This window comes from Pseudomonas sp. Van50 (genome assembly GCF_055390755.1).
Genome location: NZ_AP024343.1, coordinates 6515404 through 6531119, shown reverse-complemented (window position 1 = coordinate 6531119; position 15716 = coordinate 6515404). Strand labels below are relative to the sequence as shown.

Below are 15716 nucleotides of genomic sequence, written 5' to 3'. Positions count from 1 at the left end.
GCTTGTGGATAACCCTGTGGGAGCGAGCTTGCTCGCGATAGCGGTGGATCAGGCGACATTTATGTTGGATCTGAGTCCGTCTTCGCGAGCAAGCTCGCTCCCACAGGGATCGAGCAAGACATCCAGGTTTCTGTGCCTGCAAGACCTGAGGTCTTTGGGAGCTTCACCATGCTGAACACCCTTCTTCCAATCCTGCTGTTCGCAGCCCTGGGCCTCGCGGTCCTCGGCGCCTTGCGGCGGGTGAACATGTGGCGCCGGGGACGACCGGCCAAGGTCGACCTGATCGGCGGTCTCTTTGCCATGCCCAAGCGCTACATGGTGGATTTGCACCACGTAGTGGCGCGGGACAAATACATTGCCAACACCCACGTGGCCACGGCCGGTGGTGCGGTGGCGTCGGTGGTGCTGGCGATCCTGGTCCACGGGTTTGGCCTGCATAACCGTTTCCTCGGCTATGCCTTGCTGTTGATGTCGGCCGTGATGTTCGTCGGTGCGATCTTCGTCTACCTGCGTCGGCGCAATCCGCCGGCCCGTTTGTCCAAGGGCCCGTGGATGCGCCTGCCGAAAAGCCTGTTGGCGTTTTCGGCGTCGTTCTTCCTGGTGACCCTGCCGGTGGCGGGCATCCTGCCGGAGAACTTCGGCGGTTGGCTGGTGGCGGCGGTCCTGGGTGTCGGTGTGCTGTGGGGCGTCTCGGAACTGTTCTTCGGCATGACCTGGGGCGGGCCGATGAAGCACGCCTTCGCCGGTGCCCTGCACCTGGCCTGGCACCGCCGCGCCGAGCGCTTTGGCGGCGGCCGTTCCACCGGTCTCAAGCCGCTGGACCTGAACGATCCCGCCGCGCCACTGGGCGTGGAGAAACCCAAGGATTTCACCTGGAACCAACTGCTGGGCTTTGACGCCTGCGTGCAGTGCGGCAAGTGTGAGGCTGCCTGCCCGGCGTTCGCGGCCGGCCAGCCGTTGAACCCGAAAAAACTCATCCAGGACATGGTCGTCGGCCTGGCCGGCGGCACCGATGCGAAATTCGCTGGCAGCCCATACCCGGGTAAACCTGTGGGCGAACATGCGGGTAATCCCCATCAGCCGATCGTCAACGGCCTGGTAGACGCCGAGACCCTGTGGTCCTGCACCACCTGCCGCGCCTGCGTCGAGGAATGCCCGATGATGATCGAGCACGTCGATGCCATCGTCGACATGCGCCGCCACCTGACCCTGGAAAAAGGCGCCACGCCGAACAAGGGCGCCGAGGTGCTGGAAAACCTCATCGCCACCGACAACCCTGGCGGCTTTGCCCCGGGCGGGCGGATGAACTGGGCGGCGGACCTGAACTTGAACCTGCTCAGCGAGAAGAAATCCACCGACGTGCTGTTCTGGGTCGGCGACGGTGCCTTCGACATGCGCAACCAGCGCACCTTGCGCGCCTTCGTCAAAGTGCTGAAGGCGGCGAAAATCGATTTTGCCGTGCTCGGCCTCGAAGAACGCGACAGTGGCGACGTGGCCCGGCGCCTGGGTGATGAAGCGACGTTCCAGCTGTTGGCCAAACGCAACATCCAGACCCTGGCCAAATACAGCTTCAACCGCATCGTCACCTGCGACCCCCACAGCTTCCATGTGCTGAAAAACGAATACGGCGCCTTCGATGGCAACTATTTGGTGCAGCACCACAGCACCTACCTGGCGGAGATTATCGACGCCGGTGCGCTGAACCTCGGCCAGCACAAGGGCGACAGCGTGACCTATCACGACCCGTGCTACCTGGGCCGCTACAACGGCGAATACGAGGCGCCGCGCCAGGTGCTGCGTGCGCTGGGTATCGAGGTCAAGGAGATGCAGCGTTCTGGTTTCCGTTCGCGTTGCTGCGGCGGCGGTGGCGGTGCGCCGATCACTGACATTCCAGGCAAGCAGCGGATTCCTGATATGCGCATGGACGACATTCGCGAAACCGGCGCTGAGCTGGTGGCAGTGGGTTGCCCACAGTGCACCGCGATGCTCGAAGGCGTGGTCGAACCGCGGCCAATGATCAAGGACATTGCCGAACTGGTGGCTGACGCACTGCTTGAAGACGCAGCCCCGAGCAAGCCCGTGGCCCCAGCCAAACGTGAACCTGCGGAGGTGCATTAATGAGCGACATCATCCGCCGCGACCCTCGCGCCGAGTGGATCGCCCGCAACCGCCTGCACCCGCTGCACGCGGCCATGCAACCGGTCCAGCACAGCTGGATGGGCCCCAACGGCGTCATTCGCAAAAACGTCCATGGCATCGGTTTCATCGGCCCCAACGGCATCAAGCGCATCGACCGCAGCGGTGCCCAGCAGGGTGGCGCGAGCAAACGCACTGCCGCCGTTGAAGTGCAATTGCCGCTGCATCAAGTACCGCAACCGGCGTTCTACATCAGTGTGGTGCCGGACATGGTCGGTGGTCGCCTCAGCAGCCACGACCGCGATCTGCTGGGCCTGGCCCATCAGCTGGCGGGTACGGACGGCGCGGTGCTGGCAGTGGTGTTCGGCGAGCACAAGGAAAACGCCTTCGCCACGGCCGGTGTCGACCGCTTGCTGGTACTGGAAGGTGAGGCCTTCAGCGGTTATGCACCGGAACAACGGGTGCAGGGTCTGCGGGCTGTGGATAACCAATTCAACCCACGCCATTGGCTGCTGCCCGACAGCCGCACCGGTGGCGGTGAACTGGGTCGGCGTTTTGCCGCAGCCCTGGGTGAGCGCCCGGCCACGCGGGTCTGGCAGGTCAAGGGCGAAGAGTGCATTGGCCGCGCCGGTGCGGGCCTGCAAGACTTGGCCCGGCCGTTGGCGCGCTTGATCCTGGCAGCGGCCGAATGCGCCGAACCGGTCAGCGAAACCCGCCACGAAGCCTTGCCGGTGGAGTTATCCACAAGCGTGGCCCGCAGCTTGTCGCGAATCGAAGATCTCGGTGCGGTGGCGGTGGACCCGGGCGCGATCCCGATGGCCGAGGCCGAATTCATTTTCTCCGGCGGCAACGGGGTCAAGGACTGGGCGCTGTTCCACCAGACCGCTGCGGCCCTGGGTGCCACCGAAGGCGCTTCGCGGGTGGCAGTGGACGACGGCTTCATGGCCCGGGATCGCCAGGTCGGTGCGTCCGGTACCTGGGTCACGGCACGGGTCTACGTGGCGGTGGGGATTTCCGGGGCGATCCAGCACCTGCAGGGCATTGGCGCCTGCGACAAGGTGGTGGCAATCAACCTCGACCCAGGCTGCGACATGATCAAACGGGCAGACCTGTCGGTGATCGGTGACAGCGCGGCGATTCTCCAGGCCTTGATCGCGGCGGTAGAGGCTTACCGCAACGAAGCCAAGCGCGATGCGGCTTAAGAAGGATAAGTTGATGAGTACCCAAGTGATCAGCCTCGTGTCCATTGGCGCCCACCCCACTTCCGGTCGGCCCCGGCGCGCCGAACAGGACGCCCGGGCCGTGGAACTGGGCCTGCAACTGGCCGGCAACGACCTGCAAGTGCTGCACGCCGGTGACGTGGCCGAACCAGCCCTGCGCGCCTATTTGGGCATGGGCCTGGATGAACTCCACGTCCTGGAAAATCCCGAGGGGGCCGACGCCCTGCCGGCCCTGACCGACTACCTGCGTGACGCTGGCGCCCAAGTGGTGCTCACCGGCAGCCAGGCGGAAACCGGTGAAGGCTCGGGCATGCTTCCCTTTCTGCTGGCGGAAAACCTCGGTTGGCCGTTGGTGGTGGGGCTGGCCCAGGTCGAGTCCATCGACAGTGGCGTGGCCCTGGTGCTGCAAGCCTTGCCCCGCGGCCAACGGCGTCGTCTCAAAGTGCGCCTGCCATTCCTGGCCACTGTGGATAACGCCGCGCCAAAACCTCGGCAAAGCGCCTACGGTCCGGCCCGGCGTGGGGCATTGCATGCCGAGGAAGTCGAAGTGATCGACGACACCTTGCTGGCGGTGGCGACCCTGCAACCGGCCAAGCCACGCCCCAAGCGCTTGAAAGTGATCAAGGCCAAGAGCGGCGCCGACCGCATGAAAGCCGCCACGGCCAAGGCCAGCGGCGGAGGCGGGCAAGTGCTCAAGGGCGTGAGCCCGGAGGCCGGGGCCGAGGCCATTCTCAAGTTGTTGATTGAGGAAGGGGTCGTTCGCTAACCCCAGGAATACCTGAATCCCTTTGTGGGAGCGAGCTTGCTCGCGATGGCGGTATGTCAGGTTGCATCTTCTTCGCTGACACGCCGCTATCGCGAGCAAGCTCGCTCCCACAGGCAGTGTTTGCCCACCATTGCCGTGTGTCTCTGTGGATAACCTGCTCGGCCCCTCGCCGTAAACCAGGCCCAGGCCTGCGCTCAAAAAACACCCACCTGACCTGCTGCAACATCCGGCCATAAAACCGCTGGCCTGACGGGTTGCCGCGTCCCAAGCCTGTGGGTGAAAAAGGTCGTTTCATCGCCAATGGAGTCCTATCAATGGAAGTAGCAATTCGCCCGGCCTTGCCCACGGATGCACGGGATATCGCCCGTCTGTTCCGGATTTCCTCAGAGGGTGCGTCGGATTACATCTGGAGCCAACTGGCGGAGCCTGGTCAGGATCTGCTTGACGTGGGCGCCGCGCGTTATGCCCGGGAAGGTGTCGATTTTTCCTACCAGAACTGCCTTGTCGCCCAGGCCAACGGACAGGTCATCGGCATGATGCACGCTTATGTCACGCGTCATGATCCACAGGCGGCACCAGTCACAGACCCGGTCCTGGCGCCCTATGCCGACATGGAAGTGCCCGACACCCTCTATATCTCAAGCTTGGCCCTGCATGAAGGCTGGCGTAACAAGGGGCTCGGCGTTCGCTTCCTCGAACTGGCGCAACAGCGTGCCGATCAACTGGCACTCAAGGGCCTGAGCCTGATCGACTACGCCGCGAATACCGGCGCACGGCGTTTTTACGAGCGCCATGGCTTTGGCATCGTCAAAACCTGTCAGGTCGTCCCGCATCCGTTGATTCAAGTAACGGGCGCGGCCTACCTCATGCATCGGCCTTAGCCGGCACAGCGGCCCTGAAACCCTGTGGGAGCGAGCTTGCTCGCGATAGCGGTAGATCAGTGGCATCGATGTTGACTGACACACCGCCATCGCGAGCAAGCTCGCTCCCACAGGGGCATGTGTTTACCCACAATCCCTGTGCGCGCCTCTGTGGATAACCTGTTCGCCCCTCGCTGCACCCCATGCAGATCGGGCCCTGCCGGCCTGCGATCAAAAAGTAGCCAGGCTAACCCACGGTTTTTATTGGCTTTTTGTGGTGAATAACGACCCCTTCCAGCTGAAACTTGCCCCCAATCTCTGTTGGCGCTTCTGTGGATAAGATGTTCGCTCAACGCTGCAAGCCATACGAGACGGGGTGTTCAGTGGATTGATCATAAAATGATCGATTGGTGTTTTTTATCGGTAAAACCTCCGGAAAACCGCGATTTACAAGCCGTCCACGGGGTTTTCCACAGAATCGTCAAAATTACCCCCAAACACTGTTGGCGCTTCTGTGGATAAGGTGTTTGCTCACCGCCACAGCCCATGCTTATCGGGGCTTACAGGGATTTGTTCAAAAAACAACCGATGGACCCCTAAAACCGTGATTGTCCATAAGTCACGGTTTTTATTCACTTTGCCACGGAGAAAATGCCCGACTTACGCACACTTGTCCCCATTTGCTGTGGGTGGTCATGTGGATAACTTGTTCACCAAACGCTGCCGGCCACGGCCGGCATAGCGCAAATCGCGATAGATCAAATTTCATACAGTTCTAAGGCCCAACCTTGACGCAGGTCTGTCGGCTGTCTTCACTTCCATGGCACAAGGACATCGCACTTTATCCACATCAGGTTCAGGGAGAACACATGATGGATAGCAAGCACCCCCGCTCGCACCCGCTCCCCCTGCTGACCTGCGTCCCGGCACCGCCCACTTCGCTGCATAAACGCATCCACCGTCGCGCCGCCAATCAGCGTGCACGTCTATAGCGTCCGGTTTTTCCCCCTGTAGCACCGCTGACTGCCGCTGGACCCTGCACGGGACAGTGGCCAGGCGTTCGTGCGCCTGTCGATTTGCAGGCAACCGCAGAGTTGCCCCTTCTGCCTGAGAGGACTTGAACATGACACGGATCTCAACCCCCATCAGTGATATCCAGGAGCACTACGACGTCATCGTCATCGGTTCCGGCTACGGTGGCGGCATTGCTGCCTCGCGCCTGTCCCGGGCCGGACGCAAGGTGTGCCTGCTGGAGCGTGGCCGGGAAATCCAGCCCGGCGAATACCCCAACACCCTGCTCGCGGCCACCGAGGAACTGCAGGTCCATGACCCGGACGGGCATATCGGCTCGCGCACCGGGCTGTTCGACCTGCACGTCAACGCCCAGCAGAACGTGGTGGTCGGTTGTGGCCTGGGCGGCACGTCGCTGATCAATGCCAACGTTGCGCTGGAGCCGGAGCCTGGCGTGTTCGACGACCCGCGCTGGCCCCTGGCGGTACGGGAGCACCGCGACACGCTGCTCAAGGACGGCTACGCCCGGGCCCGGGAGATGCTCAAGCCCAACCCTTACCCGGCTTCAGCACCGAACCTGCCCAAGCTCGACGCTCACAAGAAGTCGGCCGATTACCTCAAGCAAGGCGCGCATTTCTACAAGCCGCCGATCAACGTGACCTTCGACAAGCTGCCCAACAACCTCAACCACGTCGGCGTCGAACAGTTGCCCTGCAATGGCTGTGGCGATTGCGTCTCGGGCTGTAACAACAAGGCCAAGAACACCACGCTGATGAATTACCTGCCGGATGCCTGGAACCACGGCGCGGAGATTTTCTGCCAGGCCGAGGTGCGGCACCTGGAGCGCGACGGCGACGGCTGGATCGTGCACTTCCAATACCTGGACAGCGGCCGCGAGCTGTTCTCGGCGCCCACGTTGTTCGTGCGGGCCGATATCGTGGTGGTGTCCGCCGGCACCCTGGGCTCCACCGAAATCATGTTGCGCTCGCGGGACAAGGGCCTGGCCATGTCCGGCCAACTGGGCGAGCACATGAGCGGCAACGGCGACATCCTCGGGTTCGGCCACAACTGCGACCAGGTCATCAATGGCATCGGTTTCGGCGCCCATCCGGCCAAGGAGCTGGAGCCGGTGGGGCCGTGCATCACCTCGATCATCGACATGCGCACCGAAGGCGACTGGCGCAGCCGCATGGTCATCGAGGAAGGTTCGATTCCCGGCGCCCTCGGCCGGGCCATGGTGCCGAGCATGGCGGCGTTTGCCGAAATGATCGGCGTGGCCACCGACACCGGTTTCGGTGCCAGCCTCAAGTACAAGGGCCGGGAGGCCGAGAGCTTCCTGCGCGGGCCGTATTACGGCGCGCTGCACAACATGCAGACCTACTTGATCATGAGCCATGACAACGCCAAGGGCCGCATGCTGCTCGACAACAAGGACCAGTTGCGCATCGACTGGCCCGGCGTCGGCGAACAGGAGAACGTCACCCTTGGCAACGAGCGGCTGCACCAGAGCACCAAGGCCCTGGGCGGGATCTGGGTCGAGAACCCGATCTGGACCAAGCTGCTCAAGCACAGCATCGTTTCGGTCCACCCCCTGGGCGGTTGCGTGATGGGCGAGGATGCCACCCAAGGGGTGGTCAACCACAAGGGCCAGGTGTTCAGTGGCGCCAGCGGCACCGATGTCTACCCGGGCCTGTACGTGACTGACGGTGCGGTGATCCCCACGTCCCTGGCGGTCAATCCGCTGCTGACCATCTCGGCGGTAAGCGAGCGCAACATGGGGCTGCTGGCGGCCGATCGTGGCTGGATCATCGACTACACGCTGCCCTCGGCCCCGCGCAAAACGGTGGCGCCGCCGACCCTTGGCGTGCAGTTCACCGAAACCATGAAGGGCTACTTCTCCACGGCCTTCACTCAGGCCCAGGGCACCGATCTGAGCCTGTACGAGGCGGCGGCCAAGCGCGGCAAGGCCGACAACTCGCCCATCGAATTCACCCTGACCATCACCGCCGCCGACCTCAACCGTCTGATCAAGGAGCCGGAACACGCCGCCACCCTGGTGGGCACCCTCGATGCACCGCTGCTCTCACCGCAACCGCTGGTGGCCAGCAACGGGGTGTTCAACCTGTTCGAGCAGTACCAGGAACAGGTCGGCGTACGGCACATGAACTACGACATGAAGCTGACCGCCGAGGACGGCAGCGACTATTACTTCAGCGCCTTCAAGACCGTGCCCGAGGACAACGGCGTGCTGAATATCTGGCACGACACCAGCACGCTCTATGTCACGCTCTATCGCGGGCCGGACAAGACCGGCGCAGTGATTGGCTGCGGCGTGATGCACATCCTGCCGGCCGACTTCGCCAAGCAGATGACCACCATGAAAGTGCTCAACGCGCGCAACGAGCGTGAGCGCGTGGAGGCGCTGGCTCGGTTCGGCAAGTTCTTTGCCGGGATCCTGTGGGAGAGCTACGGCGGTGTCTTCGCCGGCGACGTCTATTTTAACCCGGACGCGCCGCCCCGGTTGAAACGGCCGTTGGATGCGCCGGCGCCGGCCGTGCATTTCTTCCAGACCGAAGACAACGTCGAGCTGCGCCTGACCCGTTATCAGGCCGGCACCAAAGGTCCGGTGATGTTGGTCCATGGCTTGGGCGTGGGCTCGAACATTTTCTCCACCGACACCATCCACACCAACCTGCTGGAGTACCTGTGCAAGCACGAATATGACGTCTGGCTCCTGGATTTGCGGGTGAGCATCCTGCTGCCGGCCAGCAAGCACGAATGGAACGGCGACCAGGTGGCCCAGTACGATTTCAAGGCCGCCATCGAGCAGATCCAGCAAGCGACCCTGGCCCGTGACGTGCAGTGCGTGGTGCATTGCTACGGCGCGACGACGTTCTTCATGTCGATGCTGGCGGGGCTGCAGGGCGTGCGCTCGGTGGTCTGCTCGCAGATCGCCGCCGACACGGTGGTCGCCACCGCCACCGGTCTGAAGGCCGGCTTGCACTTGCCGGGGATGCTCGATGCCATCGGCATCAAGTCCCTCACGGCCTACGCCGACACCAAGGAAAGCTGGTTCAACAAACTCTACGACAAGGCCCTCAATGGCTATGCCCGGATCGAGGCCCAGGGCTATTGCACCAACCCGGTCTGCCATCGCATCACGTTCATGTATGCATCGTTGTACCGCCACGACACCCTCAACGAAACCCTGCACGACAACCTGCACGAGTTGTTCGGCGAGTCGAACATCCAGACCTTCGAGCACCTGGCGCTGATCGTGCGCAAGGGGCACCTGGTGGACTTCAAGGGCAACGACGTCTACATGCCGCATTTCGATCGATTGAAGTTGCCGATCTGCTTCATCAGCGGCGCCGACAACCAGTGCTACCTGCCGCAAAGCACCCTCAAGACCTACGAGCGACTGTGCGAGATGCATGGCCCGCAATTGTTCAGCCGCCACGAAGTGCCGGGGTACGGTCACATCGACTGCATGTTCGGCAAGGATGCGGTGGTGGATGTGTATCCGATCATTCTTGAGCACTTGGAAAAGACTGCCCTCGGTTGACGCAAGACCGAGTGGTCTGCATCGCGAGCAAGCTCGCTCCCACAGGGGCCATGTGCCGCTGATTTTGTGCACGCCACACATCCAGTGTGGGAGCGAGCTTGCTCGCGATGGCGATCGTCAGAGCGCCGCATATCGTGAGCCAAGAATAAGGAAAAGGATGCCATGAACACTTACATCCGCTGGTTCCAACGCATCATCTGGGTCGGGATTGTCATGAACATGTTCTTCGCGATCCCGGCGTTGTTCGCGCCGGCATTGCTGACGTCCATGATCGGCCTGCCACCTGTCTTGTCCGATCCCTGGCTGGAGAACGCCGGCATGTTGCTGGTGGGGATCAGCCTGTTCTACATGCCCTCGGGGTTCAACGCGCCGCGTTTCGTGGTGCATTCGTGGTTGTGCGTGCTGTCGCGGCTGGTGGCGGTGGTGTTCTGGATCTATCTGATCAACACCAATAACCAGGGCCAATTGTTTGTGCCGATGTTGATGGGCGACCTGAGCATGTTCCTGATCCTGGGCGTGCTGCTGTACCTGGGCAGCCCGGTGGCCAATCGTCCGCTGGCCCTACTGTGCGCCGGTTGGCGGGAATGGCGCGCCAGCTGGGCGCTGCGCTGGCAGAGCCACGGGTTCAAGGTCGGCATGTTGGTAGTGGTCGTGTTGCTGGGTTTCATTGGCTACCAGACCTGGTACCAAATGATCCGGGAGGTACCGCAACCGGATTTCGCCTCCGACGAAGACCATTACAAATACGCCGCCATCGGCCTGGGCATCGAGGCGCGGATTCCCTACTACCTGTTCGCCGTGCTGCCGCAAATGTGCCCGGAAAAACTGCCCAAGCCCGGCGGCTACGAAGTGTTCGGGTTTCTCTATGAAAACGGCAAAGACCTGCCCATCGGCATGGCCAAGCGGCAACTCGGTTACCCCACGGTCGAGCCCAATTGCGCCCTGTGTCACACCGGCTCCTACCGGGCCAATGCCACTGACGTGGCAGTGCCGGTCGCCGCCGCGCCGGCCAATACCCTGCAACTGCAAGCCTTCCAGTGGTTCGCCTACGATTGCGCCAGCGACCCGAAATTCACCCCCGAGGCGGTGATGGCGGCGATCAATGGCAAGTTCCAGCTGGGTTTTTTCGAAAAACTGTACAACCGTTACTTGATCATCCCGATGGCCAAGAGTGCGCTGCTCAAGCAGAAGCAGGCCTATGCCTGGCAGAAGCTGCGCCCGGCCCAGGGGCCAGGGCGGACCGACACCTTCAACCCGACCAAAATGGTGGTGTTCGGCTTCCCGGATGACTCCACCATCGGCACCGTGGATCTGCCACAGGTCTGGAACCAGAAACCCCGCGAGTCCATGTACCTGCATTGGGACGGCAATAACAACCAGATCCACGAGCGCAACTACGCAGCGGCCATGGCCGTGGGCGCGACGCCGGAATCGGTGCTGCCGCCGAGTTTCAACCGGGTGACCAACTGGCTGCTGGGCCACAAGGCACCGGCCTGGCCGTTCGCCCTGGACCAGGCGAAAGTCGCCCAGGGCAAACCGATCTGGGAGAAAAACTGCGCCGGTTGTCACGACTTCGGCCGCACCGATACAGGCCAGGTCACTACCAACATCGACCAGTTGGGCACTGATCCCCATCGCCTGAATTCCTTCACCACGGGCCTGGTGACGGCGTTCCACGGCTTCAAGAAACCGCCGTTCGACTTTGGCGCCTACCGCAAGACCCAGAGCTACAGCAACACCCCCACCGACGGCATCTGGCTGCGGGCGCCGTACCTGCACAACGGTTCGGTGCCAACCCTGTGGGATTTGCTGCAAGCACCGGAACAGCGTCCGCAGGTGTTCTACACCGGCTCTGACATTTACGACCAGGAGAAGGTCGGCTTCGTCACCCGCGGTGCACAGATGAAAGCATCGGCGGATTTCAAATACGACACCCGTCTGGAAGGCAACCACAACGGCGGCCACCTGTATGGCACGCAACTGTCGGACGTCGACAAACGGGCCCTGATCGAGTTCATGAAGACCCTGTAGCCCAGGGCATTGCGAAGGAGCGTTCACATGTCATTACTGCACCATTGGGAACATGAGTTCGACAAGGTCAAGGTCCGCCTGCACGGGTTGGTCACGCGGCTGGAGATGTCCTGGAAGAAACTCGTCAACGACCTGGAACCCGAGGAGTTTCAGGCCATCGTCAAACTGCTGCAGCGCGGGCACGACCAGGCGCGGCACGTCATCGAGCATGGCGACCTCCCGGATGACGAGCCGGCCGTACCCTGGGAGCTGGCCCACGGCCTGTCGATCCTGAAGATCGGTAACCCCACGCCGTTGCCGCAAAGCGAAGACGAACTGCCGACCCGGGTGCTCAAGGACGGCACCTTGCTCGGTTGTCGCAAATGGGAGCTGCTGGACCTGCTGTGGAGCGAGGCGCTGCTCAAGTGGATCGAGAACCTGCGCCATCACGCGCCGTTCGCCACCAACCCGGCGCTGGTGAAAATGGACAGCGACGTGGTGCTGGCCATCGCCGGCGACTGGGGCACCGGGCCGTTCGACAGTCACGCGCCGGCGGTGGCCGTGGCCAATCAGATGCAACTGGCCCAGGCTGACTTCACCATCCATCTGGGTGATGTGTATTACGCCGGCACCCATTCCCAGGAAGACGTCGACATGGTCGGCTGGCCCCAGGGCAAGCACGGCTCGTTCACCCTCAACTCCAACCACGAGATGTACAGCGGTGCCCACGGTTACTTCAAGGAACTGGCCAAGCGTTTTCCGGTGCAGCAAGGCACCAGCTACTTTGCCTTGTACAACGACGACTGGCTGGTGGTTGGCCTGGACAGTGCCTACGCCTCGGACGCGATGAACCTGTACATGGACGGCACCCTCAACACCCAGCAGATCGAGTGGATGAAAACCCTGCCCAAGCGCAAGAAGTTGATGGTGCTCAGTCATCATCAGGGCTTCGATATTTCCGGGCACAACAAGACCGCCCTCTACCAACCGGTGTGCGATGCCCTGGGGCGTGAGCCGGACTACTGGTATTGGGGGCATTTGCATAACGGCATCTGCTACGCCACCCAGGGCGGGCTGCATGCGCGCTGCGCCGGGCATGGGGCGATTCCCTACGGCACCACCAGCGAGCTGAACGGGCATGCCCGGGTGCTGTGGTCGGAGACTCAATTGGCGGGGGACGAGGCGTATCCGGAGCGGGTGCTGAATGGGTACGTGAAGGTGCGGTTGGTGGGGGATAACATCGAAGAGACGTTTTACGGGGAGGATGGCAGTGTGCGGTGGTCTTCCAAGTAGACGGTGAGTGTCAGGCCGTTATCGCGAGCAAGCTCGCTCCCACAGGTTTTGTGAACGACACAGAACCCCTGTGGGAGCGAGCTTGCTCGCGATGCTTCTGACTTAACCCTGGACCGGAACGCCCTTGAGGTACGGCGCTGGCTCGGCCCCGAGGTTGTTGAGCATGCGCTCGCTGTACCAGTCCACGAAGTTCACCACGCCGAACTCATAGGTCTTGGAGTACGGGCCAGGCTGGTAGGCGGTGGAGTTGATGCCGCGCTGGTTTTCTTCGGCCAGGCGACGGTCCTGGTCGTTGGTGGCGTCCCAGACCTGGCGCATGCGCGCGACGTCGTAGTCCACGCCTTCGACCGCGTCCTTGTGCACCAGCCACTTGGTGGTGACCATGGTTTCCTGGGCGCTGATCGGCCACACGGTGAACACGATGATGTGGTCGCCCATGCAGTGGTTCCACGAGTGCGGCAGGTGCAGGATGCGCATCGAGCCCAGATCCGGGTTCTTGATGCGACCCATCAGCTTGGCGCAGCCTTGCTTGCCGTCCATGGTCATCGACACGGTGCCCTTGAGCAGCGGCATGCGCACGATACGGTTGCGCAGGCCGAAGCTGGCGTGGGCGTAAGGGATCTTCTCGGCGTCCCAGGCGGCGGCGGAAGCGGCCACGTGGTCCTTGAAGGCCTGGTCGGCCCGCGGGTCGGTGACGTCGTCCCATTCCAGCAGGGTCTTGAGCAATTCCGGGTGCGAACCGCCGCAGTGGTAGCACTCGCGGTTGTTTTCCAGCACCAGCTTCCAGTTGGCCTTTTCCATCAAGGTGGTTTGCACTGCCACCTTGGTGTTCTCCATGTCGTACGGTTCCATGTAGTGGTTCAGCGTCGACAGGAAATCATCGATGGCCGGCGGATTCTCGGCCAGGCTGATGAAGATGTAGCCGCCCGCGGTCTTCACGTTCACAGGCTTGAGGCCGTACTGCTTCATGTCGAAGTCGGCGCCCATCTCGGTGCCGGCGAACAGCAGGCGACCGTCCAGCTCGTAGGTCCACTGGTGGTAGTGGCAGACCAGTTTGGCGACCTTGCCCTTTTCGCTGGTGCACAGCCGCGAACCGCGGTGGCGGCAGACGTTGTGGAAAGCGTGGACCACACCGTCGGCACCGCGAATCACGATGATGGGGTTCTTGCCGACTTGCAGGGTCAGGTAGTTGCCCTTGGCCGGGATCTCGCAGGTCATGCCGGCGATCAACCATTCCTTCTGGAAGATTTCCTGCATATCGATATCGAACAGGCGCTCATCGCTGTAGAACGGTTGTGGCAGCGAGAAGGTGCGCTCGCGCTCTTGCAGCATTTGCGCGGTGGCCTTGCGTGCGGGTTCCAGCGGATCGCCCAGGCTCAGGGTAGTGGTGTCCATCGTTTTATCCTCGTGGCCCTCTAAGCGGAGCCGGTGAAAATGACTAATCGGTTGTGCTACGCAAGGCAGAAAACTTTGTTTATCTGTTGGGGCGAGTGTGGGGCCGCGCAGGGGCCGAACCTTATCCATGGGCGACATGGCCCAATCTGTTCCCGACGCGCAAGCCCCGGTAGTTAAGGGCTGGTCGCGATAAGTATGTGAATGTCGCAGATAGGTAAATGGTCACCCAGGCGCCTGCGCACAATCGCCATCATGAAGGCCGACAGTCGGCCGTGGAGATCAGCATGTCCAATAACTTCCTGAACCCGGTCACTACCCAGACCTGGGCCAATGGCCGACATATCGTACGTTGCGTCAAAGTCATCCAGGAAACCTGGGATGTGCGCACCTTCTGCTTCATGGCCGATCAGCCGATCATGTTCTTTTTCAAGCCGGGGCAATTCGTCACCCTGGAGCTGGAAATCGAAGGCCAGCCGATCATGCGCTCCTACACCATCTCCAGTTCGCCGTCGGTGCCCTACAGCTTCTCGGTCACCATCAAGCGCGTGCCGGGGGGCAAGGTCTCCAACTGGTTGCACGATACCCTGCATGAAGGCCAGGAGCTGGCGGTGCACGGGCCGGTGGGGTTGTTCAACGCCATCGATTTCCCGAGCCCGAAAGTCCTGTACCTGAGCGGTGGCGTGGGAATCACGCCGTGCATGTCCATGGCTCGCTGGTTCTACGACACCAACGCCAATGTCGACATGACCTTCATCCACAGCGCCCGGTCGCCCAAGGACATCATCTACCACCGCGAGCTGGAACACATGGCGTCGCGGATCGACAACTTCAGCCTGCACCTGATCTGTGAAAAGCATGGCCTGGGCGAGCCTTGGGCCGGGTATCGCGGTTACCTGAACCACAAGATGCTGGAATTGATGGTGCCCGACTTCCTCGAGCGCGAAGTGTTCTGTTGCGGCCCGACCCCGTACATGACCGCGGTCAAGCGCCTGTTGGAAGCGGCTGGCTACGACATGAAGCGTTACCACGAGGAATCCTTCGGCGCCACGCCACCGGAAGCCCGTGCCGACGCCGTGGAACAGGCCGAACAGGCGGCCGACGCGCCGGAAGTCGATGCGGCGGACCTGCACCTGGTGGAATTCACTTCCTCTGGCAAGAGCATCCGCGTGGGCCCGGGCGAAACCGTGCACGCCGCCGCCGCCAAGCTCGGCATGATGATCCCCAAGGCCTGCGGCATGGGCATCTGCGGTACCTGCAAGGTGCTGAAGCTGGGCGGGGAAGTGGAGATGGATCACAACGGCGGGATCACCGAGGACGACGAGGCCGAGGGCTACATCCTGTCGTGCTGCAGCGTGCCGAAGGGGGATGTGCGGATCGAGTTCTGATGCTGCAGTGAGCCCCCTGTGGCGAGGGAGCTTGCTCGCGCTCGGCTGCGCAGCAGTCGTCATCCGGTAAACACG

General features: G+C 62.2%; 9 protein-coding genes. 8 read left to right on the top strand and 1 reads right to left on the bottom strand.

The genetic code is table 11. The features are described from left to right. The first annotated feature begins 168 nt into the window (after positions 1 to 168). From dgcB to ACZ5M5_RS28300, 7 genes are all read left to right on the top strand, one after another. Positions 169 to 2118, top strand: a complete 1950-nt coding sequence (gene dgcB, locus ACZ5M5_RS28330) for a dimethylglycine demethylation protein DgcB (protein WP_103309268.1) — start codon at positions 169 to 171, stop codon at positions 2116 to 2118. Then, positions 2118 to 3338 carry an electron transfer flavoprotein subunit alpha gene (gene etfA, locus ACZ5M5_RS28325; RefSeq protein ID WP_060740288.1) on the top strand — a complete coding sequence of 407 codons (1221 nt, stop codon included), beginning with the start codon at positions 2118 to 2120 and terminating at the stop codon, positions 3336 to 3338. Before dgcB ends, etfA begins: the two co-directional genes overlap by 1 nt. Positions 3339 to 3351: 13 nt before the next feature. Then, positions 3352 to 4122 carry an electron transfer flavoprotein subunit beta gene (gene etfB, locus ACZ5M5_RS28320; RefSeq protein ID WP_060740289.1) on the top strand — a complete coding sequence of 257 codons (771 nt, stop codon included), beginning with the start codon at positions 3352 to 3354 and terminating at the stop codon, positions 4120 to 4122. A gap of 314 nt (positions 4123 to 4436) precedes the next feature. Further along, positions 4437 to 5003: an N-acetyltransferase family protein gene (locus ACZ5M5_RS28315; RefSeq protein WP_464738278.1), complete on the top strand. Its 567-nt coding sequence runs from the start codon at positions 4437 to 4439 to the stop codon at positions 5001 to 5003. Between the two features lie 1102 nt (positions 5004 to 6105). Continuing rightward, positions 6106 to 9558 (top strand): GMC oxidoreductase, encoded by a 3453-nt coding sequence (locus tag ACZ5M5_RS28310; RefSeq protein ID WP_464738277.1) that lies wholly within the window; start codon positions 6106 to 6108, stop codon positions 9556 to 9558. Between the two features lie 162 nt (positions 9559 to 9720). Continuing rightward, complete coding sequence (locus ACZ5M5_RS28305) at positions 9721 to 11589, top strand: c-type cytochrome (RefSeq protein WP_464738276.1); 1869 nt, start codon at positions 9721 to 9723, stop codon at positions 11587 to 11589. 27 nt (positions 11590 to 11616) lie between these two features. Beyond that, positions 11617 to 12861, top strand: a complete 1245-nt coding sequence (locus ACZ5M5_RS28300) for a metallophosphoesterase (RefSeq protein ID WP_103309275.1) — start codon at positions 11617 to 11619, stop codon at positions 12859 to 12861. 102 nt (positions 12862 to 12963) lie between these two features. Here the strand turns inward: ACZ5M5_RS28300 and gbcA are convergent, their stop codons facing one another. Continuing rightward, on the bottom strand, positions 12964 to 14256 hold the full coding sequence (gbcA, locus tag ACZ5M5_RS28295) for a glycine-betaine demethylase subunit GbcA (protein ID WP_060740294.1): 1293 nt from the start codon (positions 14254 to 14256) through the stop codon (positions 12964 to 12966). Between the two features lie 284 nt (positions 14257 to 14540). Here gbcA and gbcB point away from each other — a divergent pair, with 284 nt between their 5' ends. Next, the gene (gbcB, locus tag ACZ5M5_RS28290; RefSeq protein WP_060743118.1) at positions 14541 to 15641 is read left to right on the top strand and encodes a glycine-betaine demethylase subunit GbcB; all 1101 of its coding nucleotides are present in this window, start codon (positions 14541 to 14543) and stop codon (positions 15639 to 15641) included. Positions 15642 to 15716: the final 75 nt, after the last annotated feature.